General features: G+C 49.6%; 21 protein-coding genes. 16 read left to right on the forward strand and 5 right to left on the reverse strand.

Annotated features, from left to right (window positions below):
* Positions 1-11: 11 nt before the first annotated feature.
* The 3 genes from HPY28_RS27460 to HPY28_RS27470 form a co-directional block, all read right to left on the reverse strand.
* On the reverse strand, positions 12-1,220 hold the full coding sequence (locus tag HPY28_RS27460; RefSeq protein WP_173623482.1) for an MFS transporter: 1,209 nt from the start codon (positions 1,218-1,220) through the stop codon (positions 12-14).
* A gap of 70 nt (positions 1,221-1,290) precedes the next feature.
* Positions 1,291-1,953, reverse strand: coding sequence for a type 1 glutamine amidotransferase domain-containing protein (locus HPY28_RS27465; RefSeq protein ID WP_174231813.1), 663 nt, complete (start codon positions 1,951-1,953; stop codon positions 1,291-1,293).
* A gap of 186 nt (positions 1,954-2,139) precedes the next feature.
* Complete coding sequence (locus HPY28_RS27470; RefSeq protein WP_174231814.1) at positions 2,140-4,314, reverse strand: serine hydrolase domain-containing protein; 2,175 nt, start codon at positions 4,312-4,314, stop codon at positions 2,140-2,142.
* 261 nt (positions 4,315-4,575) lie between these two features.
* On the opposite strand from HPY28_RS27470, the gene HPY28_RS27475 reads away from it, so the two are divergent.
* Positions 4,576-6,366: a helix-turn-helix transcriptional regulator gene (locus HPY28_RS27475; RefSeq protein WP_017246755.1), complete on the forward strand. Its 1,791-nt coding sequence runs from the start codon at positions 4,576-4,578 to the stop codon at positions 6,364-6,366.
* 29 nt (positions 6,367-6,395) lie between these two features.
* Here HPY28_RS27475 and HPY28_RS27480 read toward each other — a convergent pair whose 3' ends face one another.
* On the reverse strand, positions 6,396-6,554 hold the full coding sequence (locus HPY28_RS27480) for a hypothetical protein (RefSeq protein WP_174231815.1): 159 nt from the start codon (positions 6,552-6,554) through the stop codon (positions 6,396-6,398).
* Between the two features lie 259 nt (positions 6,555-6,813).
* Here HPY28_RS27480 and HPY28_RS27485 point away from each other — a divergent pair, with 259 nt between their 5' ends.
* Positions 6,814-8,157, forward strand: coding sequence for an erythromycin esterase family protein (locus tag HPY28_RS27485; RefSeq protein WP_174231816.1), 1,344 nt, complete (start codon positions 6,814-6,816; stop codon positions 8,155-8,157).
* A gap of 55 nt (positions 8,158-8,212) precedes the next feature.
* On the opposite strand, the gene HPY28_RS27490 is transcribed toward HPY28_RS27485, so the two are convergent.
* Positions 8,213-8,803 carry a DJ-1/PfpI family protein gene (locus HPY28_RS27490; RefSeq protein ID WP_174231817.1) on the reverse strand — a complete coding sequence of 197 codons (591 nt, stop codon included), beginning with the start codon at positions 8,801-8,803 and terminating at the stop codon, positions 8,213-8,215.
* A 149-nt stretch (positions 8,804-8,952) separates the two neighbouring features.
* Here HPY28_RS27490 and HPY28_RS27495 point away from each other — a divergent pair, with 149 nt between their 5' ends.
* The 14 genes from HPY28_RS27495 (at position 8,953) to HPY28_RS27560 (ending at position 26,478) form a co-directional block, all read left to right on the forward strand.
* A complete protein-coding gene (locus HPY28_RS27495; RefSeq protein ID WP_017246751.1) occupies positions 8,953-9,825 on the forward strand; it encodes a LysR family transcriptional regulator in 873 nt (290 codons plus the stop codon).
* Positions 9,826-10,008: 183 nt separating this feature from the next.
* Positions 10,009-10,788: a DeoR/GlpR family DNA-binding transcription regulator gene (locus HPY28_RS27500; RefSeq protein ID WP_106835527.1), complete on the forward strand. Its 780-nt coding sequence runs from the start codon at positions 10,009-10,011 to the stop codon at positions 10,786-10,788.
* A gap of 34 nt (positions 10,789-10,822) precedes the next feature.
* Positions 10,823-11,686: a class II fructose-bisphosphate aldolase gene (locus HPY28_RS27505; protein ID WP_017246749.1), complete on the forward strand. Its 864-nt coding sequence runs from the start codon at positions 10,823-10,825 to the stop codon at positions 11,684-11,686.
* A gap of 29 nt (positions 11,687-11,715) precedes the next feature.
* Complete coding sequence (locus tag HPY28_RS27510) at positions 11,716-12,807, forward strand: bifunctional phosphoglucose/phosphomannose isomerase (RefSeq protein ID WP_174231818.1); 1,092 nt, start codon at positions 11,716-11,718, stop codon at positions 12,805-12,807.
* A 1-nt stretch (position 12,808) separates the two neighbouring features.
* On the forward strand, positions 12,809-13,753 hold the full coding sequence (locus HPY28_RS27515) for a 1-phosphofructokinase family hexose kinase (protein ID WP_174231819.1): 945 nt from the start codon (positions 12,809-12,811) through the stop codon (positions 13,751-13,753).
* 28 nt (positions 13,754-13,781) lie between these two features.
* Entirely contained in the window at positions 13,782-14,780 is a 999-nt protein-coding gene (locus tag HPY28_RS27520) for an ROK family protein (RefSeq protein ID WP_017246746.1), read from the forward strand.
* A gap of 18 nt (positions 14,781-14,798) precedes the next feature.
* Complete coding sequence (ebgA, locus tag HPY28_RS27525; protein WP_174231820.1) at positions 14,799-17,903, forward strand: beta-galactosidase subunit alpha; 3,105 nt, start codon at positions 14,799-14,801, stop codon at positions 17,901-17,903.
* Between the two features lie 96 nt (positions 17,904-17,999).
* Entirely contained in the window at positions 18,000-19,736 is a 1,737-nt protein-coding gene (locus HPY28_RS27530; protein WP_174231821.1) for a cache domain-containing sensor histidine kinase, read from the forward strand.
* Positions 19,708-20,904 carry a response regulator transcription factor gene (locus HPY28_RS27535; RefSeq protein WP_017246743.1) on the forward strand — a complete coding sequence of 399 codons (1,197 nt, stop codon included), beginning with the start codon at positions 19,708-19,710 and terminating at the stop codon, positions 20,902-20,904. The genes HPY28_RS27530 and HPY28_RS27535 overlap by 29 nt, the downstream gene beginning before the upstream one ends.
* A gap of 119 nt (positions 20,905-21,023) precedes the next feature.
* Positions 21,024-22,325 carry an ABC transporter substrate-binding protein gene (locus HPY28_RS27540; protein WP_173623474.1) on the forward strand — a complete coding sequence of 434 codons (1,302 nt, stop codon included), beginning with the start codon at positions 21,024-21,026 and terminating at the stop codon, positions 22,323-22,325.
* 57 nt (positions 22,326-22,382) lie between these two features.
* Entirely contained in the window at positions 22,383-23,303 is a 921-nt protein-coding gene (locus HPY28_RS27545) for a carbohydrate ABC transporter permease (protein ID WP_173623524.1), read from the forward strand.
* Positions 23,300-24,112 carry a carbohydrate ABC transporter permease gene (locus HPY28_RS27550; protein WP_017246740.1) on the forward strand — a complete coding sequence of 271 codons (813 nt, stop codon included), beginning with the start codon at positions 23,300-23,302 and terminating at the stop codon, positions 24,110-24,112. Before HPY28_RS27545 ends, HPY28_RS27550 begins: the two co-directional genes overlap by 4 nt.
* 28 nt (positions 24,113-24,140) lie before the next feature.
* Positions 24,141-24,797, forward strand: coding sequence for a YesL family protein (locus HPY28_RS27555; protein ID WP_174231822.1), 657 nt, complete (start codon positions 24,141-24,143; stop codon positions 24,795-24,797).
* Entirely contained in the window at positions 24,787-26,478 is a 1,692-nt protein-coding gene (locus HPY28_RS27560) for an amylo-alpha-1,6-glucosidase (protein WP_174231823.1), read from the forward strand. The genes HPY28_RS27555 and HPY28_RS27560 overlap by 11 nt, the downstream gene beginning before the upstream one ends.
* Positions 26,479-26,662: the final 184 nt, after the last annotated feature.

The following is a 26,662-nucleotide window of genomic DNA, read 5'->3' on the forward strand; positions in this document are numbered from 1 at the left end:
GCTATCCTTTCTTAACTGAGACGTTTCTGGTGCTGTGCTCCCCATATCGTAAACAAAATTCCGATGACCGTCACGAGCGAAGCGACCCAAGGAACGGCAGTAAGACCGCCTGCAAAGTTAAAATCGATAACAACGCCCCCGATATAGGCACCAAGTGCATTACCCAGATTGAAGGCCGCGATGTTCAGGGTCGAGGCGAGAGTAGGTGCTTCCTTGGCTGTGTTGAGCATGTGGAGCTGCAAGCCAGGAACGGTACCAAATGCGGCAATCCCCAAAATGAATACGGTAATTAAGGTGAGAAGCTTATTTTGATCGGTAAAGCTGAACACAGCGAGAATGAGCGCTAGTGCGACAAGTATCCCGAGCAGGGAAGGAAACAGCTTGCGGTCTGCCAATTTTCCACCGTAAATATTCCCGATTGTAATCCCTACGCCGAATAAGACGAGGATGTACGAAACAGAGCTGGGTGAGAAGCCCGTGATGTCCACCAGGATTGGCGAAATGTACGTAAACGCGGTAAATACGCCACCAAATCCGAATACAGTCATCAAAAGCGCGATATGAACCGCTGGGCGTTTGAGCACGCCGAGCTCTTGTCGCAGACTGGACGTTGCGTTGGCGACCTTCGGAACGAGCATGACAATTCCGATCAATGCAATGATCCCAATCATCGTGATTGCCCAGAAAGTAGAGCGCCACCCGTACGCTTGCCCCAGAAACGTTCCAATCGGTACACCCAAAATATTGGCCAGTGTCAGTCCGGTAAACATAATCGCGATGGCACCCGCGCGTTTTTCCTTGGGAACCAGCTCAGCAGCAATGACCGAACCCACACCGAAGAACGATCCGTGGGTAAGAGCAGCCAGGATGCGAGCCAGCATCAGAACCATATAGTTCGGTGCGAGGGCTGCTAGCGCATTTCCCGCGATAAATAGAATCATAAGAAACAGCAGAAGTGCTTTGCGCGGCATTCTGTGGGTAGCCATCGTAATGATGGGAGCGCCGATAGCGACACCCAATGCATAGCCGGTAATAAGGAATCCAGCCATCGGAATGGAGACGTTCAGACTGGTGGCTACCTCAGAGAGTAGTCCCATAATGATGAACTCTGTCATCCCGATCGCAAATGCTCCGAGTGTCAGAGCGTACAGGGCGAGAGTCGATCCTTTGCGAGTGGCCTGTGCTGGTTTATAGTGTCCGGCCATATTTTCTGTTGCCATGGTAGTGAGTAGCCCTCCTTTCGTTGAAAGAAAAGGCTGATAGGTATTTCGTCTATCAGCCTCACGTGTATTATTCGCCTAATTTGTTTACTACTGCTTCTGTGACAGCGAGTGTAGATTGCGGATTTTGTCCGGTAATCAGGTTGCCGTCGATTTCTACATGTGTGTTCCAGTTTGGTGCCGCCACAAAAATGGCACCGAGATCACGGATTTTGCTCTCCAGGAGGAAAGGCAGGTAGGGGCCTAAGCCTGTCGCTGCTTCTTCTCTGTCTGTGAAAGCATTCACGCGCTTGCCTGCGACTAGCGGCTGACCATTTGACAAGGTCGCACCCACGAGCCCGGCAGGACCGTGGCAAACAGCCGCTACGATTTTTCCTGCTTCATAAAAATCTCGCAGTAATTGCTGGAGCTTTTGGTTATCTGGCAGGTCAAACATCGTGCCATGACCACCTGGGAGGAAAATGGCCTCGAAGCCGTCTGCTGTTACATCGTCCAGCTTTTTGGTGTTTTCCAGATGCTTGGCGGCGTCCAAGATTTCTTGCGGTGTTTGGTTGTCCACGCTGCCAGGGTCAATTGGACCAACTCCGCCCAATGGACTTGCTACGGTGATTACATAGCCCTTGTTTTCGAAGGCCAGATAAGCCTCCGCAAACTCGGACAGCCAGATTCCTGTCTTTTTGCCTTCCTGCATGTCTGTATGATTAGTGACTACCATCAAGATTTGTTTTGCCATCTATATTGCCTCCTGTATTTTTTGATTGGGGTACAGTTGCTATTCTAAGATCGAGTTATCGATAAAACAAATTGTGTTTTATTGGTATATCCATAAATATATTTATGGATAAAACTGAAAAGGAAAAAGGCTTATTGCTCTTGGAGTTCCCAAGGCAAAAGCCTTCTATCATTTTTCCTTTTTAACTCAACGGTTAAATTCCTTTTCGAACATGGCTTGGTTAGTGACGACAGGTTCTGGACCGACCGCATTGATGTTCGTCACCATAATATCCTTCCCGCCTAAGGTACCACCCGCTAACGTTTCAAACCCATGAATGCCGCCTCCATGAACCCAATAGGTCTTTCCGCTCGGCAGTGTCACCCCGTAAATTCCCAATCCATATTTGCCAAAAGGCGATTCCACACCTGTTGTCATCTGCTTCATCATCTCGTCATTTAATAATTTCCCACCCAAAAGCGCACTAAAAAAGGTGGTCAAATCTTTCCCTGTCGAAATCATTTCCCCCGCAGCATTCGCGAATGAAGGATTATACTCTGTGAAATCAAACAGTTTCCCTTCCCGATTCAAGCTATAGCCTGTGGCATGCTGGCCCGGGATTTTTGGATTACTGCCACTAAAGGATGTATTTGTCATCTGAAGCGGGTCGAGGATCCGTTTCTTCATCTGCACATCGTACGTTTCTCCTGTCACCTTTTGAATAACAAGACCAGCTAGGACGGTATTTGTATTCGAATAGTCAAAGCCTGCCCCTGGTTGAAATACTGGCGGCTTAGCCAGTCCCATACGTACAAGGTCATCAACGGTATATTGAGGGAATGAGGTAGCGTACCGCATGTCTGTACTCGTATAGCTTGCAATCCCGCTCGTTTGGTTCAATAACATACGAATCGTGATTTTGTTGCCGTCATACCCATTGCCCTTTACCACACCTGGGAGCCATTTTTCTACCGAGTCTTCAAGATTTAGCTTTTTCTCCTGAGCCAACTGTAAGACAACGGTAGCAACAAACGCCTTTGTGACACTACCAATACGGAAAGTAAAGTCTGGCTCCATCGGTTTTTTATTATCGAGGTTGGCTACACCGGCTGTATAAGACCAGTATTCTCCGTCTCTTAACCCAGCAGCAATTATTCCAGGGACTCCCTCAACTTTTGCTTTCTGATCAATGAAGTCCTTCATTTCTTTCCCATGTTTTTGAGCTGCTTGATCCGGGGTGGATGGTTGCATCGCTTGTCCCGAGAATTCAGTCATCTGGATGTTCTCCATATGAGAAACAGTATCTCCTAATGCATTGATACTCATCGCGATCACGTGCTCGCCGTCTTTTGTTCCACCTGCGAAGTTGGTGAATCCAGGAATACCGCCTTGATGGCCCCATATGGTAGTGCCATCCGGCAATGTTACTTCCTGAATACCGAGTCCGAATTTTCCGTATGGATTAGAAACAGTGGTTAACATTTCTTTCTGCATCTCAGGTGTTAACAATTTTCCGCCCAATAAAGCGCTAAAGAACGTTGTTAAATCTTTCGTAGTCGAGATCATAGCCCCTGCTGCGTCTGCAAACGAAGGGTTAAGGTCAGTTATATCCATTAATGTACCGGCATTGTTAAAGTATCCATTCGGACTGTTTTTCGGAATGGATTGTGAGTGATCCGGGAAAAACGTTTCTGTTAGTTGAAGCGGCTCAATCACTCGTTTCTTGATTTGTTCGGCAACCGTTTCTCCTGTGACCTTTTGGATAACGAGTTTCATCAGCACTGTATTCGTATTCGAATAGCCACCCGTGGTCGGTGTATGCTTTAATGCGCGAGAAATGAGTTGTTCTGCTGTAAACGTTTGAGTGGAGTTCTGGATTATACTTTCCTTGAGTTCATCATCTAAGTAGTCTGCCACTCCACTCGAATGATTTAATAACTGACGAATCGTAATTTTGTTACCGTCATATCCGTTTCCTTGGACGACACCTGGGAGCCATTTTTCCAACGAGTCATCGAGGCTTAGCTTCTTTTCCTCAGCTAGTTGCAGGGTCACTACACCGACGAACGATTTCGTTAAACTCCCGATTCGAAATGAAAAGTCAGCTTCCATCGGTTTCTTACTTTCTATATTCGCTTCGCCGGAAGCATACGACCAGAAATCATTTCCCTTCTTTACTGCAAAGAGGACACCTGGAATGTTTTCGCTGGCAGCAGCTTTATCAATCGCTTCTTTTATTTTGGTATGATCCGTTTTCTGTTGTTGCGTGATTGCCTGGTCCAAACCTGCTTCCGCACAACCGTAAGTAGGAAGTATCAGCGTTCCTATCAATAATGCAGATAACGTAAGGGACGCTCCTTTTTGCATAGGGAATGGTTTCATTTCTCATCGCTCCTGTAAGTTGAAATGTGTTGTCTTTACACATCCACCTTATTCTCAGGGCTGTAAAATCACATAGTGACAATACCGTTCAATCTATATATGACATCGTGCTAACCGTTCATATTTGCGGCATGATAAAATGTCATAGGAGCTATATGACACGGCTCATTCTGCTTGACGAATCGGGAAATGATGATGCATGATGAGTCAGAAACATTCGGGAAATTCCTTACCATTCAAATGAGCAGGAGTACATGACAAATGTTATTCATGATAAAAAAATGGTTCTGGTACAATTGGGTGATTTTTGCCTTGCGAACGATTTGGCTAGGTATCATCGTCATCGCAGATATTATGTATCCGGCAATGATAGCCGTTCCGTTCGGAGTCATCATCCTTAGTGCCCTTTTGGTTTATGCCATTCCATTGATCGTTCAATATAGAAAAAAAGATTGGTATCTGGCAGTCGAAGTCGTAATGACAGGCTTTTTTTATCTATTTGTGGCCTTTGTAGCGCCTGGATTGACTTGGCCTTTCGTTTTACTAGTAATCATTATTGGTGTGGCCAGTAGTCGCAGAACGTATATGTGGACGGGAATCACTAGTGGGATTATTTTTCCGGTTTTGAACGGGTTGATTACCAATCGTCTCCCGTACGAGTTCATGTTTAGTTGCAGCTTTGGTTTTGCGATTGGGATGGCATTTAGCATATTAATTGAGTCTCATAAGCAAGGCCGCATCATTCAAGAACAGAAGCAATTATTGGAGCAGCATATTAAGCAAATCGAGGAGCTGACACTGATCGAGGAACGTAATCGGTTGTCACATGAGTTACATGACACGATTGGCCATTCGCTAACCTCTCTGATTGTTGGCGTTGAGTCGCTCCGATCTTCGGTTCCTGATTCACAGGTCGAACGAGTTGATAAACTTGTCTCCATAGCACAAGGCAGCCTGGATGATATCAGAAAGCATTTGCATCAGCTCTCTCATGCTCATGCTCGCTTCAACCAGTCGTTAAGTGAGTCACTCCTGGAACTGACGGAAGAATTTATGAAGTCAACAGGTGTAACGGTCAACTTCCGTGTGATCGGCAGTGAGACGCTCGTTATGCAAAAAATGAGCATTTCTTTATATCGTTGCCTGCAAGAATCGCTCACAAATGCGGTTCGTCACGGCCAAGCAAGTGTGATAGCTGTTGATCTGTATTTCGAAAGTCAGCAACTCCGTTTACAAATCGAAGATAATGGCAACGGACTAGAGTCCATCGAATTCGGCTTAGAACTAAAGGGAATAAAAGAACGGCTTGAGCAACAGCAAGGTACGCTGTCCGTTCATTCACAATCAGGGCAAGGGACCGTTGTCATTTGTAATGTTCCCATACAGGCAGAAGCTGGACAGGGAAGTATCCGCCTGCTTATTGTTGATGATCAGGTGATGATTGCCGACAGCTTACAGCAAATCTTAAGCCAGCAGGACAACTTTATCGTTGTGGGTACAGCCAGTGATGGGCAAGAAGCTTTAGAACAGTGTGAACGACACCAGCCGGATATCGTGTTAATGGACGTGCACATGCAAGGGATGAACGGACTGGAGACCTTCCTTCAAATGAAAGAAAGCTGGCCGAACATGAAGGTTGTGGTCATGACAACGTTTGAGGATTCGGTACAGGCAGCAACAGCATTGGAGCATGGGGCGGAAGGATATATGCTCAAGTCTACTCGTCCAAAAGAGATGATGGAAGCGATGAAGCTCATCTATAGCGGGGGAACGTGGCTTGATCAGTCGATCGCCACGCGCGTATTCGAAGAGATGAAGCGCCAACGTGAGCAGTTGGAGAGGTTCAGCCCGAATGATCCGTATGGATTGACGAAACGGGAGCGGGAGATTTTACAGCTTTTATCGGATGGGCTTCGCTACAAATCGATTGCCACCAAACTATATTTATCGGAGGGAACGATACGGAATTACTGTTCCACTCTTTATTCGAAGCTCGGTGCCAGCAACCGGGAAGAAGCAGTTGAACTGGCTCGAACCAAGAGTATCTTATAGATGACAAAAAGACGGGAGAAATCCCGTCTTTACTCTTCCGGCGTTTGATCCAGGAACAGCCGCGTTACCTTTGTGTAATCCCCTTTTTCCACTTCTTCTTCCGTCGCTTTTTCTTCTAATGGATCATGACCGTACATACTTGGCGCAATCGTTGGATCGTGCTCAGAGGAACGCTTTTTATTATCCATGATTCACCACTCCTTTAGAAGGTAGGGTGTGATGGTTGGCCTATTCTTATCCCCGATTGCAGCATATGACATTGGAAATGTTATTTCAAAAGTACCGATCTTCAAGATCCGGTGCTTTTTTTGATGACAGATTGTCATATGGGGTAGGGGGAAACCGTTGGCAGCTGGGCGTTTGATACTTATGACAAAACGTTACTTGTTGTACAGGCAGTGCTCGGGCCATACTTTGGGCAAACGAAGATAATAGGAGGAAAGAGAAATGAACTTTTACAAAAGTAGCATCGCCGCGGTATCGATTTGTAGTCTCCTCTTAACAGGAGCCCATGCCACGTATGCAGCTCCATTAACCGAGGCGGACAGCGAACAACAACAAGGGAAGAAGGCAAAAAATCTAAGTCCAAAAGAATGGTTAGAGCTGAAATCTTTTGAATTGAATAGCGCTGAGCCTGGGACTGATCTTGAAGATATTGAACCGCTGCGCGACATGATCGGTTCTGCTTCAATCGTCGGTTTAGGTGAGGCAAATCATGGCAGTCGTGAAATTTTTACGATGAAACACCGGATTGTTGAATTTCTCGTTATGGAAATGGGCTTTACCACCCTTGTATTAGAAGAAAACTGGGGCAACGCATTGGAACTCGATCATTACGTTCTCACAGGAGAAGGGAATCCGAGTGAATATCTAATGCCCCTATTTCAAACACAAGAAATCGTAGACATGCTGGAATGGATGCGTGAGTACAATGCCGATCCCGAGAACGAAGAGAAACTGCGGGTGGTCGGGATGGATGTACAAAACGTCAGCGAAAATGTATACGATGAGATCAGACAGTATATAAAAGAATATAAGCCTGACCTGCTGCCCCGTGTGGATAAAAAAATGAAGGAACTTGCCGAAGTTACGAAGGATCTGGAAACCTATACATCTTTGCCAGATGCCATTCAGAAAAAACATCATGAGCAAGCGAAAGAAATCACGAAAATATTAGAACAAAACAAAAAGCGTCTGAACGGCCAATCCGAGGAGTTTGCAAAGATCAAGCAACACGCCAAGGTCATTGAGCAATTTACTGGCATGTATTTCAACTTCTCGGAGAATCCATCAGAAGTATTTTTGAGGCATGATATCGCGATGTTTGAGAATGCGAAGTGGGCTCATGAACAGCTGGGAAAAACAATCGTATGGGGTCACAATGGGCACATCGCAAAGAACAATATATTGCCGGATGTATACCCGAAGCTCGCCGGTCAGCACTTACTGGAGCATTATGGTAAGAAATATGTAACGATTGGAACTTCATTCGGGAAAGGCGATTACAACGCGTATAACCTAGAAAATAAAATTGTTCCCGTTACCATTGAATCGAATGATCCAAAAACATTCAATCACACCCTGGATCAAGTCTCAAAGGATCAATACTTTGTTGATTTACGGAATGCTACAGGTCTCACCAAAAAATGGTTAGAGGAAGAACGACCGTTTTTGAACGGATTCGGTTCTGCTGATCCAAGCAAACCAAACACTGTAACAACTGCGCTTGGGCAAACATTTGATATTCTCATTCATATAGACACAGTGAGCGCTGGCAAGCTTGTTCGTTAAATAGCAGAAAGAAACCGGCATTTACCCAAGAGCACTGGGCAGAATGCCGGTTTTATTATACAAGAAACCCCATCAAGCGTTTCACATTGTCGGTGTTTTCGCGGGATGTCAGCGACTCCAGTAAGGTGAATGCCACATCAAAAGCGGTTGAAGGGTTGTACGAGGTGATAATATTGTTGTCGATGACGATGGATTGGTCAGGGATGACAGTGGCACCCATCGCAGCTAGTTGCTTTTGCCGCAACTGGTTGTTCAGGTTGTAGGTCGTTGCTTTTCGGCCTTGCAAAATCCCGCTTTTCCCGAGGGGAAGTGCGCCGACACAGATGGAGGCAATCACTTTGCCTTGTTTTTCAAATTCACGTATGAAAGCGAGCACGTCCTCGCGATAGGCATCTTCATAAAACCCCGCCTGCTCAAAACCGCCAGGCAGTGCCAGTGCATCGAAGTCATTTACATCCGCATCGTCGATCACCATTTCGGGGATTACGGTAAAATTCCACGTGCATTTCAGCTCTTTGCGCGTTCCCACCGTCACCAGCTCCGTTGTTCCGTCGCCCTCTTCCTTGTTCCAGCCGATTACATCTGTAAATACGCTAGCCTCTACTGCTTCAAAACCATTCGGTAATAACAAGCACACTTTTTTCATCGAAAATCAGCTCCTATGTTCGAATCGTTCAAGCCGTACCGGTACTTACCAAGAATCATATGCTATCATTGGTTATTAGTAAAAATGAAAGTTCTGAAGATGATCTTCAGGATTTCTGATAATAAATAGGCGGGCAAGGGGGAGCGGGCATGGAGATTCGCCAATTTCAAACCTTTAAGGCAGTCGTCGATTTCAACAGCTTTACAAAAGCGGCACAAGCACTGCAATATTCACAGGCGACGATTACCTCCCATATTCAGCAGCTGGAAGAAGGAATGGGTGTCCCTCTGTTTGATCGACTGGGAAAGAAAATTCAGTTGACCGCTTATGGCCGCGAGCTGTACACGTATGTCGAGGAGCTGCTGGTTTCGTATGCGAAGATCAAGGATATATCGGCGAATGAGCAATCACTGCAAGGCGAGCTGCGCATCGGAGCCTCGGAGACGCTTACGATCTATCGACTGGGCGACATTTTGTCCAAGTACAGAGCGAGCTACCCAGGCGTAAATATTTCATTTGTGATGGACGACTGTATTCGTTTGCGGGAAAAGCTGCATGAAGGTCTATTGGATATCGTGATCACGCTGGAGCCAAAGCTCGATGATCCGAATCTGGTCGTGGAGCAGTTCTCTACCGAGCGGCTGGTTTTTATCGGGGGGCGTGATCATTCATTTGAAAAAATAGAGGATGCTGGCGAGGAATGTATGATTTTCAGCGGAGAGCATTGTGCTCTGCGGCGGTTTTTTCAACGATTCTTGGAAAAAAGGGAGATCAAGCCGAAGCATCACCTGGAATTCTCCAGTATGGAAGCGATCAAGCAGAGTGTGGCGAACGGGCTAGGCGTGAGCTTGATGCCCTCTATCAGCGTCGAAGCCTTGTTGAATGAGCAAAAAGTGAAAATGATAGCGTGCGAGGAAGAGCTGTTGTTCTATGCGCAAATTGCCTACCATAAAAACAAGTGGCTTTCACGGGCACATAAGAAGTTTATTGATTTCATGCTGGAAAGTCGGGATATCGGGTAAAGCGGCAACCAACCAGTCTGTTTTGGTCTAGAACCAGAGCAGGCTGGTTTTATTTTCGGAAAATTTCATAACTTGTTTGACATCGGTTTTTCTACAATGCTAAGATCGAAGTGAAAGTAAACGAAAGGAAAATAGAAATAAAACGAAACAAAATTATTTATGATCGTAAGGAAGTGAAGTCTTATGCTGGCAGCCGAACGGCACAGCAAGATCCTCGAACAATTGAAAGCAGAACAGAGCGTAACCGTCAGCCAATTGAGTCTGGCGCTGGATGTGTCGGAAGTAACGATCCGAAAAGATTTGATCAAGCTCGAAAACGATGGTCTCTTGACGCGCATTCACGGGGGAGCGACGATTACGAATTTCTTGCCATTGGAGCGCAGTTTTACAGAGAAGCTGGAAGAGAAAAGCGAAGAGAAGCAAGCGATTGCCCATCAAGCGCTGTCGCACATACAGCCGGGGGATACGGTTATTCTCGGGGCAGGGACAACGATGATGGAGCTCGCCAAGCTGCTGCGCGGCTTGAATGATCTGACTGTCGTGACGAATGCGGTCAACATCGCCATGGAGCTGAACAGTCAAGGCAAGCATCACGTTATCTTGATCGGTGGAGAGATGCGCCACAAATCCTTTGCGCTCGTTGGTTCTGTCGCAGCGGACAATCTGCGTGGACTTTCTGTCTTCAAATGCTTTATCGGGGCAGATGGGGTTCATCCGGAAAATGGGCTGACGACGCTCAATCTGGCAGAAGCGCAAATCAACCAAGTCATGATGGAACGCGCCAGAAAAGTCTACGTGCTGGCCGACCACAGCAAGTTCGGAGAGACGCATTTGGCGAAGTTCGCCGGGTTGTCCGATGTCGATCGGATTATTACGGATGCGGCGGCACAGCATCTTGTCAGTAAGTACGCGGAGCTGGGCATCAACCTGGAGCTGGCGAGCTTGCAGGGCGTGACTAGGTAAACTACCAGATCAGAAAGGAAACGGAGGGATCGATATGGTGTTGGTATCATCGACACAGATGCTGCGCACAGCAAGGGAGCAAGGATATTGTGTGGGGGCATTCAACGTACACACGATGGAAATGCTCCAAGCAGTAGTGGAGGCGGCTTGCGAAGCAAACGCACCGCTCATTTTACAGACCACAGTCGGAACGGTCCGGCATCTCGGACCTGAGTATGTAGCAGCAATCGCCCGGGTAGCCTCAGAAGAGGCCCGGGTACCAATTGCGCTGCATTTGGATCATTGTCATGAAGAGGAGCTGATCGTGCGATGTATTGAAGCGGGTTATACATCGGTCATGATCGATGCGTCGATGCATCCTTTTGCGGAAAATGCGTCGATGACCCGGCGTGTAGTGGAGCTGGCTAGGGAGCGCGGTGTCAATGTGGAGGCAGAGCTCGGCAAGGTCGGGGGCGTGGAGGACGATCTCGTCGTGGACGATGCAGATGCTGCACTGGCTGACCCGATCGAGTGCGAGAGATTTATCGAGCTGACTGGCGTAGATACGTTGGCTCCGGCTATTGGTACGGCCCACGGGATTTACAAGGGGGAGCCACGCATTGATTTTGTTCGTATCGAAGAGATTGCTCGTCGTGTTTCTGTGCCGCTTGTATTGCATGGCGGTTCGGGAATTCCCGAGGAGCAGGTGAAGCGGGCGGTTCAGCTCGGCATGGCAAAAATGAACGTAGCGACAGAGCTGCGTATCGCGTTTTCACAAGCGATCAAGGGCGTATTTGACAACAACCCGCAGGAAAACGACCCGCGCACCTATATGAAGCAGGCCAAGCAGGCGGTCAAAGAAGTGGCTCTCGCCAAGATGGAGATGTGTGGTTGTATCGGGAAAGCTAGTGGACGTTAATCAAAAAAATGGGAAAGGGACGATTTTACATGCGTATGAATCTCGATGATACAAAAGCACTGCGTGAACTGGATACGATTCGGGCACTGCAAGATACGGAAAGCTATGATGAGCAGTTTAAAACAGGCTTACAATTATCTGATTCTTTAGATGTATCAAATATTTCTGTTAAAATTGAAAATATTGTGGTGCTTGGCACTGGTGGCGGTTCGGCTGCGAGCGTTAATTTGATCAAGTCGTATTTGTTTGACGAGCTGCAAGTGCCGCTTCAATTAAATCAAGGCTACACCCTCCCGGCTTTTGTAGATGCGAAGACGCTCGTCATCGTCGTTAGCCACTCCGGCAATACAGAAGAAGTCGTCAGCGGCTATGAAGCGGCCATCGCCAAAGGAGCACAGATCGCCGTCATTACGGCGGGCGGAAAAGTATTAGAGCTGGCTCGTGAACACAATCATGCGTGCTTGATTGTACCAGGCGGAATGATGCCTCGGATCGTACTCGGCTACATTTTCCTGCCGATTCTCGCCATCTTGACGAAACTCGGGCTGATTTCCGACAAACGTGCGGAGGTCGAGGAGACGATTGCCCTGTTCGAAAAGTGGAAGCACATCTACGGAACGGACTCTCCAATCGAAAATAATGAAGCCAAGCAAATCGCCATCGAGATGGATGGACTGATACCTGTTGTGTACGGAACGCTACCGTTTTTCGATGCTCCTGCATGGCGTTGGAAAAACCAGCTCGGGGAAAACAGCAAGCTGATGGCATTTTGGAACGCCATTCCGAGTCTTCACCACGACGAAGCTGTGGGCTGGGATTCGCCGTCTGCACTGCTGAAGGGCGTTCATTTTACACTCATCCGCGATCAGGAGGATAGCGAGAAGACGACCCAACGTGTAGAGATCAGCGCTGACATTTTGCGTGAGCGCGCTGGTGGGGTAAGGGTGGTTCACTCCCACGGCGTGTCCCGAATGGCTCGTTTGTTTTCCATCGTGTACTTGGCTGACTTCGTGTCGCTGTACGCTGCTCTGATTCGCGGCGTCGATCCAACCCCTGTAGAAGTGATCAATTTGTTCAAACAAAAAATGGGGCAGCCGCTCGTTACTGTGCAGGTGAGATAGCATGCTCGTAACGGTAACACTGAACGCGGCCATCGATAAGACGTATCGCCTCTCGCATTTTCGTTCTGGAGAGCTGCATCGCTCGACTGATGTACTGAGCTTACCCGGCGGAAAAGGGCTAAATGTAGCGCGTGTAGCGAAAGCATTGGGGCAGGGTGTAGTCGCAAGCGGTTTTGTCGCTGGTCACAACGGGAGATTCATCGCAGAAGGCTGCGAGTGTGAGGGGATTACGTCCTCCTTTATCGAAACGAGCGGAGAATCCCGACTGTGTCTCGCTTTTCTCGATGAACAGGAAAAGACGGTGACAGAAGTGCTAGAGCAAGGTCCTGCGCCCAGTGAAGAAGAGATCAGTCGCTTGCAAACGCGTTTGATCGAGCTGGCGGACCAGGCACAGTACATGGTTTTTTCCGGAAGCTTGCCAGGTGGCGTTCCAACCGAAACATACGCTGCGCTCATCCGAGGTGTCGCTGGGAAAGGAACCGCATGCGTACTCGATACGAGCGGCCAGGCCCTGCTGGAAGGAATCAAAGCAACCCCCTCGCTCATCAAGCCCAATCGACCGGAAGCGGAAGCGATTCTCGGATTTTCGCTGGATAGCGACGATGCCAGATGCAGAGCCATACGCGAACTGCATGAGCACGGTGCCCAGCGAGTCCTTCTCTCGTTAGGAGAGGAGGGTGCGTGGTTTGGCGATGGCAAGGAGACGTGGCGTATTTCCGCGATCCGGTTAGCGGATACCGAAGTGAAAAATACAGTGGGCTGCGGTGATTCGATGCTTGCGGGTGTCCTTGTCGGAAGGCTGCGAGGCTTGGCTTGGCCAGATGCGATTTGGCTGGGGATGGCATGCGGCGCCGCGAATACACGGTCGTTAGGAGCGGGCATGATCGCGCCCGACGATGTGCAGAGGTTGAGGAGTCAACCGATGCATGTGGAGCGAGTCGAGTAGAATGACTGGTTCAGAAGGGAGGAGTAGCATGCGCCATGTAATTGGCCTCGATGTCGGTGGTACGACAATGAAAGGGGCGGTCATGGACGAGAATGGGCGAATTCTCCTCCGGGCTGCCAAGGAGACAAAAGTTCATAACAACTTGCCCATCTTGATCGAGCGAATGGCTGCCTTGATTAACGAACTGCGGGATCAATCACCCGTTCAAATAGAGGCAGTAGGGATCGGATTTCCTGGTCCTTTTGATGCGGAAAAGGGGATATCGGTTCACTCGCCCAACTTTCAATTGCACCAGGCAGACTTGCGGACACCACTCGCGAAGTTGGTGGAGCTGCCGCTTTTTTTTGAAAACGATTTACGGACAGCTGCATTCGGAGAAGCCATTTTCGGTGCGGGTCGTGAGGTAAGTCACCTCGTTTTCGTGCCGCTTGGTACAGGGGTGGGAGCAGGGATTGTAAACGAAGGCAAGCTCGTTCGGGGCAGTCACGGATTCGCGGGAGAGATTGGTCATGTGCGCTATCCAGGGCTTACTGCTCCATGCAATTGCGGCAAACTCGGTTGTGTTGAGACGGTCGCATCTGCCACAGGTATTGCCAGATTGGCCCGTGAACGCTTAGACAAGGAGCTCGATGCCAATCCGCGGCAAGCAAAAGCCTCTCCTCTGTTTACTCTGTGCGATGGACAGATTGAGCGGATTACGGCTGAGCAGGTGGCTACGGCAGTGGAACAAGGTGATGCGGTGGCGATTTGCGCCTGGAACGAAGTGTGTGAAGTAACGGGCTGGGCTTTGTCTGTGCTGGTGAACGTGTGCAACCCGCAGCTCGTAGTGATCGGTGGTGGGGTTTGCCGGGCTGGGGAGCTATTGCTGGCCCCGGTACAAGCGAGTGTACAACGGTACGCCATGGAAGTTGTTCATCAACAGACAAAGATCGTTTTGGCCGAGCTCGGTGCAGATGCAGGAATGCTCGGTGCTGGCGCCCTGGCCCTGCAAGCAATGAACAGGGAACAAGGAACCGTGAAATTGTAAAAAGAGGAGTGTACATCGATGCAACAACGGTATGACTGGGCGAATCATCAGCTGCTTGAGCGAAATCGCTTGGCGGCGCGGGCTTACTTTTTGTCTTACCCGGAAGAATCGGGAGCACTGACATATGAAAGAGGCGCGACACCGTGGTTTCAATTGTTGAATGGGCATTGGCAGTTTGCATACGCAGAATCACCGCTGCGTGTACCGGAAAACTTTTTTGCCGCCGATTATGATGCGACGGAGTGGGCCCGGATTCAGGTGCCGGGGCATTGGCAGCTGCAAGGGTACGGAAAACCGCATTACACGGACTTGTATTATCCGTTTCCGGTAGATCCGCCGCATGTCCCGTCAGATAACCCGACAGGCTGCTATTTACGAGAGTTTACCGTAGCGTCTGCGTGGCAAAATCAGCAGGTGATCCTGCGGTTTGAAGGGGTCGACAGCGCTTTTCATGTGTGGCTGAACGGGAAGGAAGTCGGCTATAGCCAAGGAAGCCGCTTGCCATCTGAGTTTGATGTGACGGAGCTGTTGCAGGAAGGCAGTAATCGCTTGGCTGTTCAAGTGTACCAATGGTCGGACGGTACGTATGTTGAGGATCAAGATATGTGGTACTTGAGCGGGATTTTCCGGGATGTTTCCCTGATTGGCAGACCGAAGCTGCATGTGAGAGATTTGGCAGTCGTGACTGATCTGGATGATGAATGCCGCCATGGCGTGCTGCGGGTACGTGTCCATGTAGAAAACAGTTCCGCAGCTTCCTATGATGGGGTGAACGTGACCGCAAAACTGTTGGATTCATCCTACATGCCTATCGCTTCGCTGACGGACACTGGGGCAGGAGAGCTGGCAGCCGGACAAGAAAAGGTCGTGACTTTGGAGCTTCCGGTGCAGGAGCCGAAAAAATGGTCGGCGGAGGAGCCGAACCTGTATCATCTGCTACTTTCGATTGAGCAGGAGTCGGGCGAAAAGACAGAAGTCATCCCGATTCGCGTGGGCTTCCGACAGATCGAAGTAAAAGGAAACAACTTCTTCGTAAACGGTAAAGCGATTCGCCTCAACGGCGTGAACCGCCATGATCATCATCCCGATCTCGGGCGTGCTGTCCCGTATGAAACGATGCGTGAAGATGTGCTCATGATGAAGCGCTACAACATCAACGCCGTTCGTACCGCGCATTACCCGAACGATCCGCGTTTTTACGATTTGTGCGACCAGTACGGATTGTATGTCATGGACGAAACCGATTTGGAGACACATGGCTTCCAGTTAACTGGAAATATTAGTCGGCTGAGCGATGATCCAGAGTGGGAGCAGACGTACGTGGAGCGCATGGAGCGCATGGTAGAGCGGGACAAAAACCATCCGTCGATCATCATGTGGTCGCTTGGCAACGAATCCGGCTTCGGCTGCAATTTCCGGGCAATGGCTGCTTGGTGCCGACAAGCCGACCCGACTCGCCTCATTCACTACGAGGAGGATCGCGAAGCAGAAGTGTGCGATGTATTTTCCACCATGTACTCCTCGGTAGAAAAAATGATCCAGCACGGTGAAAATGAACATCTGCAAAAGCCGCATATCATGTGCGAGTATGCTCATGCCATGGGAAATGGACCCGGTGGCTTGCGCGACTACGCCAATGTGTTTGACAAATATCAACGCTTGCAGGGCGGTTTTGTGTGGGAATGGATTGATCACGGCTTGCGTCAATTTACGCCGGATGGGCGAGAGTATTATGCCTACGGGGGAGACTTCGGGGACTACCCGACGAATGGCAACTTCGTCATCGACGGCCTGATTCGTCCGGATCGCACCCCATCCCCTGGATTACTCGAATACAAAAAAGTGATTGAGCCGATCGTCGTCGAAGCGACTGATTTGGAAAGCGGGCTCGTCACCATTACGAATCGCTATGATTTCCGCACGCTTGCGCACGTGAAAATGGTTTGGAGTGTGACAGCAGACGGACAAGTGGTGCAGAGCGGAACGCTGTCGCTGCCACATACAGAAGCAGGAAGTCGTACCATTGTAGCTGTTCCATATACCTTGCCCGCGCAGGTACAGGATCGGGCCGACTACTGGCTGACTCTCTCCTTTGTGCTGGCCCAAGATGAGAGCTGGGTACAGGCAGGACATGAGCTGGCGTGGGCACAATTTGTCTTGCCAGTGACCGCTGCCCAACTGGTTACGGTCGCTCCCTATCAGGCTGTGTTAGGCAGAGTAGATACGAAAGAAACGAAAACGGACGTCACCCTTACAGGAGCAGATTTTCAGTTCGTTTTTGACAAAGTGAGCGGTGTGCCGACGAGCTGGGTATTTGCAGGCAAGGAGCTGTTGGTGGCAGGACCTCGTCTCACGTTTTGGCGTGCTCCGATTGACAATGACATGTACGTAGTGGAAGAGTGGCGCAAGGTGTACCTCGATCGTTTGCAAAATCGAGTGGAGGATGTAAGCATCCAGCAGGATCGAGCAGATCGTGTGGTCATTACCTGCGATGTACGGATTGCTCCACCTGTATACGACTGGGGGTTTGCGTGCCGCTACACGTATACCGTGTTCGGAAATGGCGAGGTGCAAGTAGATGTTCAAGGCACACCCAAAGGCACCCCGCCAGCAATGCTGCCACGAATCGGCTTGAAGCTATTGGTCGCCAAAGATATGGAGCGTGTCTCGTGGTATGGTCGTGGCCCGGGAGAGGCGTACATCGACAGCAAGGAAGCCAATCGCATCGGGGTGTATCACGCGAGCGTGGATGAGCTGTACACGCCGTACGTGTTCCCGCAGGAAAATGGCAATCGCACGGACGTCAAATGGATGTCGATCACGGATCAGCGAGGCATTGGACTTTTCGCGATGGGTCAACCGACCTTGGAATTTAGCGCACTTCGCTATGATACGGACGATCTGGAGCAAGCGAAACACACGACAGATCTCGTAAAAAGAGAGTATGTCACACTGCATCTCGATTATCGACAAAACGGGCTGGGTAGCAATAGCTGCGGACCTAAGCAATCGGAGCAGCATGCCTTGCGTCCAGAGGAGTTTTTCTTCCAGATGAGGCTAACGCCTTTTTCGAAGGATACGATTTCTCCGGTTCAGTTGTCTAAGCGGAATTTGTGTGACTAACCGCTGATTGTTCTCGAAGGCATCGCCGAAACGTTGTACAATCTAATTAAAGATTGAATAGTGCAACTAATCAAAATCCGGTGGTGGTTCTGTCACATGAAGTCATGGTCGCTCTTTCCGCGCAGAAGCATTCATGCCAAGCTGCTCGCTTTTATGCTGATTGCAGCCATTATTCCGCTGATTACGCTAGGGAGTATGGCGTATTGGAAATCGTCGATGGTCGTTCGCGAGCAATTTAGCAAGTCAGGCGAGTATATCGCTACGCAGCTGCAAATCCAGATCGACAACTACCTGAGTCAAATGAGATACATGGCTTATGACATCAATACGTACGTGTCAGACCCGACGTTGGTCGTCATGCGGGAGGAACAGCCGAAGACGTACACAGGCTTCCTGGAACAAAAAAACTTCGAGCGATACCTGGGGGCGCACCGCAACCTTGATACAAAAGGCATTTTTATCGTGACGCCCTCCGGTTACTTTTTCGGGGAAAATGTGATCAATGGAAAGGATCTGATGCGGGAATGGTGGTGGAAGGGGCTGCCCGCCAAGCTGGATGAGGAGCGATGGATCGGTTTTTACACACCACGGCATTATGTCGGATTTCAGGAGGAGGCGGAGCTGCGAAATCAGGAAAAGGTACTCGGTCTGGTCGTTCCTGTTCTCAGCGGTTATGGCGTATTGAAGGATAGCCGGATTTTGATCGAGATGAAAGCAGGCAAGCTGTTTCAGTTGTTTGAACAGCTGGAAGAGGACATGAGTGCGTATGTAACGATTACAGCCAAAAATGGCGAGCTAATTTACCAGACTGCGGGTACGTTCGTCCAGCAAGAGAGCGATATCGTCTGGAACAAGCCACTGGAGTCCAACAACTGGATGATTCAGGTGCGCTTGCCTTACGAGCAAATGAACCGCTCTGCGGAAGTGATTCAATCCTTTTTTATCGCAGCGCTGATTCTTTCGGCCGTGCTGGCACTTCTTTTGGCGTATTTATTTTCCAAACGGATTACAGGCAAAATCAAACGACTTCAAGAAACGATGCGGCTGGTAGGAACAGGCGAATTGCAGACGCGCGCAGAGGTAGACACGGAAGACGAGCTGGGGAGGTTAGGGGTGAGCTTCAATCAAATGGTGAGGCGGATTCAGACGCTAATCGCCGAGGTGAGTCGCACCGAGCAGTTGAAAAAGGAAGCAGAGCTGCGAGCCGTTCACTACCAGATCAATCCGCATCTGTTGTTTAATACACTCAATTCTATCCAGTGGAAGGCAAGATTATCTGGCGCCAATGAAATTGGCAATATGCTCTATCATCTCATCAAAGTGCTAGAGGGCAACCTCGACATCACGCAGGAGCTCGTCCCGTTGGAAAAGGAACTGCAAACCGTCGAGCATTTTCTGCAAATCCAAGAGCTGCGGTATGGGCCCGTTTTTCAATTTGAACAGACGGGAGTAGAGGCTTGCCGTCGCTATTTGATCCCGCGAATGACTCTCCAGCCGCTTTTGGAAAATATCTTTTTCCACGCATTCGAAGACGGGCACGGAACGATCCGGATCCGTGTCAGTGAAAAAGAAGGGCTTGTGACGCTGCTGTTGCAAGATGACGGTGCAGGAATTGTGCCGGAGCGATTGTCCAAACTTCTCGATCCTGATCTGGAGCGTTCTAGCAAACGAGGGCTCGGTGTGTACAACGTCGATCAGAAGTTCAAGCTTCATTTCCGTATGGAGCACGGCATGAAAATTTCATCTGTCAGAGGAGAAGGAACCACAATTCAAATCACATGGCCGAAAAGGGAGGAAATTCCTGATGAACATCAAGGTAATGATTGTGGATGACGAAGTGCTGGTGCGAAGAGGACTGAAGGCAATGGTGCCGTGGAGTCGCTACGGGATGGAAGTGGTAGCGGATGCACCGAATGGTCGGAAAGGCTGGGAGGCATTCCTGCAAATACAGCCCGAGTTGGTGATTACGGACATCGTCATGCCGGAAATGGATGGGTTGGAGCTGTGCAGGCGAGTGAAGGAGCACGCTCCCCAAACAAAGATGCTTCTGCTCAGCTGTCACCGCGATTTTGCTTTTGCCCAGCAAGGAATTTCTCTCGGGGTGTCCGGATATTTGTTGAAGACCGAGTTTCAGGATGAGGAATGGGGGACGTTGTTGGAAAAGCTGCGGTCTGAGCTGGCAGGCGAGAGCGCGCGACCCGATAAAAGTAGGGAACGCCCTGATGAATGGAAGCGGGAATTCGGTGCGTGGTTGACTGGTTTGAGCCGGGATTTCGAGCAAAGCTTGTCCTCCCTCCTGCAATCACACTGGTCGTGGATGAACGATTCCATGCGTGTATGGCTCTTGGAAGGGATGGGCAGCAGTGCAAATGGCGAGGAACAGGAGCGGGCATGGATTTCACGGGAGCTGGACAGCCAATGGGAGTGGATCGCATGTGGCGATATCCGTTTTTTACTGACTCCCGCAAGTATTAGCAGACAGGTAGAATCCTTGCTCGTGGAATGGAAGCTGGCTGGAAAGGTGACGAGCTGGGAGACAACAAGTCCGTTTGCTGGACTCGAACCGTGGATTCAGGCGGTACGAATGCTCTACCAGCGCACGGAGCGGGCGCGCAAGTACGGCGTCATTCAAGATCCGTGGCAGGAACCGATCAAGCAGGCTGTTCATTATGCGCTCGATCGTCTGGATACGCCATTGACGGTCAGTGAGGTAGCATCGCAGGTGGGACTGAGCCGTAGTCATTTTAGTGTGATGTTTAAAAAGGGAGTGGGCGAGAGCTTCGGCGAGTTTCTCGATAAGCGCAGGGTAAAAATGGCCCGAGCGATGCTGGATGAAACAACGCTGTCCATTCAGGAGGTAGCGGAGCGAGTCGGTCTTCCTGACGCGAAATACTTCAGCAAATGGTTTAAAAAATGTACAGGGATGACCCCGAGCCACTACCGTTTCAAACAAAAGGAGGGGTCCAGTCGAACAATCGTCCACTCCACCGCGCAAACCTGAACAAAGCGAAAAAAAGGAAACAAATTGACGCACTATTGCGAACAGTTGGCGGTTTCACCGTTTTTTTCCCTTCATTAAAATAAAGAAAAATGAGGGGTAAATCTAGGGGGGGATCACAGATGAAAAAGGTTGCGTCAAAATGGATGGCAGCTGGTATGGCACTTCTTTTGGCCGTCGTAGCTGGTTGTTCACAAGCCCAGCCATCAGGATCAGACGGCACATCTAGTAACACAGGTACGACAACACCAGCATCGTCTGATAAAAAGGAAACGGTTACATTGCGTTTCGCGACATGGGATACGGACCAAATGCTGAAGATCCAACAAGATATCGCGAAACAATTCGAACAGAAAAATCCGGGTGTGAAGGTACAAGTCGAGGCATATGCAGATGGTTTTGATCAGAAGCTGGTAGCGGCATTCGGAGCGAAAAACCCGCCGGATGTCATGTACATGTGGGATTTCCCAACGTACCACGCCTCGCTCGAGCCATTGGATGAGTACGTAAAGAAGGACCCATCAGTGGCAATCGACGACTTTTACCAAGGCCTCTTAAACTATAATCGATTCGATGGAAAATTGTTTGGTCTCCCAGCGGGCTTCTCGACGCGGGTCGTATTCTACAACAAAAAGCTGTTTAACGAAGCAAATGTACCACTTCCGACAGACGAATGGACGTGGGATGACTTCAAATCGGCTGCCAAACAGCTGACCGTTCGCGATAAGAAGCAGTACGGCTTCGCTGTTCGTTCGGAGCCGGATACGTACGATTTGCAGCAGTTCGTGTGGAGCAACGGCAGTAGCTTTATTAGCCCTGATGGAAAAGCCATCGAAGGCTACATGAACAGCAAGGAAACGGCAGCAGCCCTGCAAATTTTCAGTGATTTGACGAAAGACAAGAGCGCTTTGCTTGTCGGTGGAAAAAACCAGCAGAGCGGGAACGACTTGTTCAAAGCGGGTAAGCTCGCGATGTATGACAACGGCGTATGGTCGCTCGAGTCGTACAAGAAGGCGAATGTCGATTTTGGTACGGTCGTGATGCCGCAATTCCCTGGCAAGCCTAGTAAGGGTGTCATCGGAACCTCCTCTGTATCGATCGCCAAGGATTCCAAAAACAAAGAACTGGCTTGGGAGTTTTTGAAGTTCTTCGTTTCCAGTGATGCGATCAAGATGCGTACATCTGACTTGCCTGTGCGTATTAGTGTCGTACAAGAAAAGAAGCTCGATCAGGACCCACTCTACGCGCCGTTCTATAAGACATTGGAACAATCGACTGACACGCCTGCCTTCCTGTTGAATCCGCACTGGAACGAAATCAACCGGAACCTTTCCGCAGCGGTCAATGCGATCATGATGGGACAAAATGCCGAGGAATTACTGAACAAGGCAGTCAAAGACTCCCAGAAGTTTTTAGAAAAATAACGGGAAGGGGTCAGGGAATTGAATACAGAGAGTGTTGTGACACATAAACAGCCTGCCATGACCGTTCAACCGAAAAAACTCAAGGGAAGGGCGTTTCTTACGCCCTATCTTTTTATCTTGCCTTGGATTCTCGGCTTTCTCGCTTTTACGCTGGGACCTATGCTGTTTTCACTCGTCATGAGCTTTTTTGATTGGCCTGTCGTTGGTGAGGTTACGTTTGTCGGCTTGGACAACTACGTCAATATGTTTACGGACGATCCATTGTTTTGGCAATCGCTCTGGATCACGATTAAATTTGCGTTGTTATTTGTACCGTTGAATTTGTTCATCGCGTTGTTTTTGGCCATGATGCTGAATCAGAAGGTAAAAGGCAGCGGCTTTTTCCGCACCGTATTTTACTTGCCGAGCGTGATTTCCGGTGTGGCGCTGGCGATGATTTGGGCGTGGGTGTACGACGGGGAATACGGTATTTTCAACTATTTGCTCAGTCTGGTTGGGATTACAGGTCCCGATTGGCTAAACGATACGACGTGGGCGCTCATTGCCATGGTAATCGCCAGTTTGTGGGGGCAAGGCTCCATGGTATTGATTTTCCTGGCGGGGCTCAAAAGCATTCCGGAGAGCTTGTATGAAGCGGCCTCGATTGATGGGGCAGGGGCAGTGCAAAAGTTTTTCCGCATTACACTGCCGATGGTGAGCCCAACGATTTTGTTTAACCTGATTATGACGATCATTAGTGCGTTCCAGCAGTTGAGTCTAGCACTCCTGCTCACAGGAGGCGGACCGTTGCAGTCTACGTATTTCTATGCCATGTACGCGTACGACAACGCCTTCAAATACTTCAAGATGGGATATGCTTCGGCGAACTCCTGGTTTATGTTTGCGATCATTTTGGTATTGACCTTCATTGTATTTAAAACGTCTGGCAAATGGGTGTACTACGAGGGCGACAATCGCAAGGGAGGGGAAGAAGCGTGATACGCAAAACGATCGCTTATGCGAGCTTGATCTTTTTCTCTTTCCTTTTTCTCGCACCGTTTTACTGGATGATCTCTACTGCGCTCAAGTCGGACGATGAGATTTTGCAGTATCCACCAAAATGGATTCCGGATGTGCTGCATTGGGAGAACTTCGGGAATGCGTGGATGTCGCAGCCGTTTCATCTCTATTTGGAAAACTCGTTGACGGTGACGATCCTGACTACGATTGGTCAGTTGATTTCGTCTTCGCTGGTCGCATATGGCTTTGCTCGGTTTACGTTTAAAGGGAGAGACTTTCTGTTTATGGTCGTTCTGGCTACGATGATGATTCCGTGGGAAGTGACGATGATCCCGCTGTACATGGAATTCAACTACCTGGGCTGGATCAATACGCTCAAGCCGTTGATTGTTCCTTCGTTCTTCGGGTCAGCGTTTTATATTTTCCTCATGCGACAGTTTATTTTGACCATTCCTCGTGAGCTGGATGAGGCAGCGCGTATTGATGGTGCGGGTTCGTTTCAGATTTACGCACGGATTATTATGCCGTTGATGATGCCTGCTCTGATTTTGGTGAGTGTATTCAACATCTTGGGCACATGGAACGATTATTTGGGTCCACTCATTTTCTTGAATGACCAAAGTCAGTACACGCTGACGCTGGGACTGGCGCAATTTAAAGGGATGTATGAAGTAGAGGCTACCGGGCTGATGGCGGTAACATTCCTGATCTCGCTTCCGCCGTTACTCCTCTTTTTCCTCGCACAACGATATATCGTAGACAATTCAGCTGGCGTTGCTATTAAGTAAGAGGCTATCAAGTAAGGAGGGAGCAGAAGTGGGGAATCGGGCGAAGTGGGAAGGCTGGGCATGGTCATTTCATCAATTTGGTGAGCGATTGTTGCGGATGGCGGCAGCGCATCTCATGTGGGTGGTGTGCACGCTCATGGGAGGCATCGTCTTTGGAATCTATCCAGCGACAGCTGCTCTGCACGACGTACTGAGCGGCAAGTGGAGTGACCGTGGGCTTCCGTCCGCCTTCTGGCATGCTTTTCGCCACTACTTCTGGAGGAGCCAATGGCTTGGCGCAGGGACGGTGCTAACGGGGGCAATTCTGTGGGGCGATGTGGTGTTCTTCCTGCGCTTGGGCTCCCTGTGGGGGCTCTCGATTGCGGCCGTTTTTGCGGGGATTGGATTCTTGCATGCGGCTACCTCTTGCCACGCCTTTTCCCTGCTTGTTCGGGAGGATGCAGACGTAAAGAGGACGCTCAAGCAATCGTTTTGGCTGGTCGCGGCCTTTCCGTTGCATTCGCTCGTCACGATGGGAGGCTTGCTCCTTCTCATGATTCTCTTGCTGGCGATTCCTGTTTTGCCGATCTTGTTGGGAGCGAGTCTGCCCGTCTGGTGGATGAACGCCAGATTCAGTCGTCTGATGGAAAAGCGCGATCGTAAACGATCGACGAAGCAACCTCGAGGTGAGACATATGCAGTTTGATTTAGGAATCGTTCCTTTTAGCCGATACGGGTCGTATCTCGTACTCTCGCGACTAGGTAACGCCAAGCGAACAGAAGGGCTGTATTTACGCAATATTCGTGGAGGTGACAACCACGATGGCGCGATTTTTCGAATCGAAATGGTAGCGGATGGTGTGGCGATTCCATTTGAGACGGAGGCTACACCAACCTTGCTGCGTCTTTACGGGGATAAAGGCGAAGTGAAGCTGTGCATGAGCGAGCCGCAGCTGGTGCAGGTACGTGGTCAAGGTGTTGGATTGCGACTGGTGCTGGAATCGACGGCAGCTGCTTATGCGATTCAAGCAGGAGCCGGATGCTGGGAAATCAATCATTTTTCCACGGAGATTCGCTTGCGAGTGACTCCGCTTGCTGGAGCGCTGGTGGTCAACCCTACGAAGGCATCGCGTGAACAGCAAGTAAGCGTAACCTTTCATCCCGATGAGGAAACAGGTGTACTGGAAGGCGTACTGGAGGAATTCCACACCGTCTGGAAGGAGCGCAGTTATCCCGCCTTTGCCGATGCTTGGGAGCAGGTGAAAAAAGAGTACGACGATTGGCTGGAACGGACACTTTCTGTATCTGAGGAGCATCGCGAAGGCTTGAGTGAAGCACGAGAACTCGCGGCGTACATCACCTGGTCTTGTGTGGTGAGACCAGAAGGCTATCTGCCACGGTCTGCGATGTATATGTCCAAAAATTGGATGACGAATATCTGGAGCTGGGATCATTGCTTCAATGCGATGGCTCTGACGCGAGCAAACTTGCCGCTGGCGTGGGATCAGCTCATGATCTTTATCGACAGGCAGGACGAAAGTGGTGTCTTCCCCGATTTTATCAATGATCGGTATGCGTTGTGGAATTGCTGCAAGCCTCCGATTCACGGCTGGACGCTGCGCTGGATGCTCGATCGGAACGACGCGATTACGAACGAGATGCTAGAAGAGGTGTACGAGCCGCTTTGTCGCTGGACCAATTGGTGGTTCCGTTACCGCGATGATGATCAGGACGGGATTCCGCAGTACAATCACGGCTATGACTGCGGCTGGGACAACAGCACGATTTTCCTCGATGGGGCGCCAATCGAAAGCCCGGACCTGCCTGCGTATTTGATTCTGCAAATGGATGTGTTGGCGGATTTGGCGAAGAGATTGGGACGTCATGAAGAGGCAGCGAGGTGGCTGGAAAAGGCCGAAATGACGCTGCAACGGCTCATGGAGAAGCATTGGAACGGGGAGAATTTCTACGCGACTCACTCCGGCAGCGATCAGCCTACCCAAGGAGACAGCTTGATTCGCTATATGCCTCTCGTGCTTGGCAAAAAGCTGCCGCAGGACATCCGAGCCAAGCTGATTACGGACTTGCAGGAGCGGTTTTTGACCGAGAATGGACTGGCTACGGAGAGTCCAACTAGTTCCTTCTACCGTGCGGATGGTTACTGGTTAGGCCCGATCTGGGCACCAGTGACGATGCTCGTAGTTGATGGATTACGGCGAGCTGGCGAAGTCGCGTTCTCTCAGGAGATTGCCAGACGTTTTTGTCGAATGGCAGCCCGCAGTGGAATGGCGGAAAATTTCGATGCGCTGACAGGGGATGGACTGAGAGACCGGGCATTTACTTGGACGTCCAGTGTGTTTTTGATGTTGGCTCATGAATATGTATAGGAGAAGTTCATAGAGGGGTACCGCCAGCAAAACGCAGTTAACTTAACTAGTCAGAATGGGTGACTTTACAGTATTCAATGTAGAGTTGCCCATTCTTTTTATTTCATCAAATACTAGATATCTATATTCAATTTTATAGTATTCATAGTACATTGAGTTAGGTGTTTTGACCTAGAGGCATTAA

Source organism: Brevibacillus sp. HB1.2, assembly GCF_013332495.1.
Classification (GTDB): Bacteria; Bacillota; Bacilli; order Brevibacillales; family Brevibacillaceae; genus Brevibacillus; species Brevibacillus porteri.

Bases quoted from the DNA above. Each gene is read 5' to 3' on its own strand.
- HPY28_RS27535 (WP_017246743.1), top strand. From the start codon at position 19,708: ATGAACATCAAGGTAATGATTGTGGATGACGAAGTGCTGGTGCGAAGA.
- HPY28_RS27460 (WP_173623482.1), bottom strand. From the start codon at position 1,220: ATGGCAACAGAAAATATGGCCGGACACTATAAACCAGCACAGGCCACT.
- HPY28_RS27505 (WP_017246749.1), top strand. From the start codon at position 10,823: ATGGTGTTGGTATCATCGACACAGATGCTGCGCACAGCAAGGGAGCAA.
- HPY28_RS27530 (WP_174231821.1), top strand. From the start codon at position 18,000: ATGAAGTCATGGTCGCTCTTTCCGCGCAGAAGCATTCATGCCAAGCTG.
- HPY28_RS27500 (WP_106835527.1), top strand. From the start codon at position 10,009: ATGCTGGCAGCCGAACGGCACAGCAAGATCCTCGAACAATTGAAAGCA.
- HPY28_RS27465 (WP_174231813.1), bottom strand. From the start codon at position 1,953: ATGGCAAAACAAATCTTGATGGTAGTCACTAATCATACAGACATGCAG.
- HPY28_RS27485 (WP_174231816.1), top strand. From the start codon at position 6,814: ATGAACTTTTACAAAAGTAGCATCGCCGCGGTATCGATTTGTAGTCTC.
- HPY28_RS27545 (WP_173623524.1), top strand. From the start codon at position 22,383: ATGACCGTTCAACCGAAAAAACTCAAGGGAAGGGCGTTTCTTACGCCC.
- HPY28_RS27480 (WP_174231815.1), bottom strand. From the start codon at position 6,554: ATGGATAATAAAAAGCGTTCCTCTGAGCACGATCCAACGATTGCGCCA.
- HPY28_RS27495 (WP_017246751.1), top strand. From the start codon at position 8,953: ATGGAGATTCGCCAATTTCAAACCTTTAAGGCAGTCGTCGATTTCAAC.
- HPY28_RS27515 (WP_174231819.1), top strand. From the start codon at position 12,809: ATGCTCGTAACGGTAACACTGAACGCGGCCATCGATAAGACGTATCGC.
- HPY28_RS27470 (WP_174231814.1), bottom strand. From the start codon at position 4,314: ATGAAACCATTCCCTATGCAAAAAGGAGCGTCCCTTACGTTATCTGCA.
- HPY28_RS27560 (WP_174231823.1), top strand. From the start codon at position 24,787: ATGCAGTTTGATTTAGGAATCGTTCCTTTTAGCCGATACGGGTCGTAT.
- HPY28_RS27540 (WP_173623474.1), top strand. From the start codon at position 21,024: ATGAAAAAGGTTGCGTCAAAATGGATGGCAGCTGGTATGGCACTTCTT.
- HPY28_RS27475 (WP_017246755.1), top strand. From the start codon at position 4,576: ATGTTATTCATGATAAAAAAATGGTTCTGGTACAATTGGGTGATTTTT.
- HPY28_RS27490 (WP_174231817.1), bottom strand. From the start codon at position 8,803: ATGAAAAAAGTGTGCTTGTTATTACCGAATGGTTTTGAAGCAGTAGAG.
- HPY28_RS27520 (WP_017246746.1), top strand. From the start codon at position 13,782: ATGCGCCATGTAATTGGCCTCGATGTCGGTGGTACGACAATGAAAGGG.
- ebgA (WP_174231820.1), top strand. From the start codon at position 14,799: ATGCAACAACGGTATGACTGGGCGAATCATCAGCTGCTTGAGCGAAAT.
- HPY28_RS27510 (WP_174231818.1), top strand. From the start codon at position 11,716: ATGCGTATGAATCTCGATGATACAAAAGCACTGCGTGAACTGGATACG.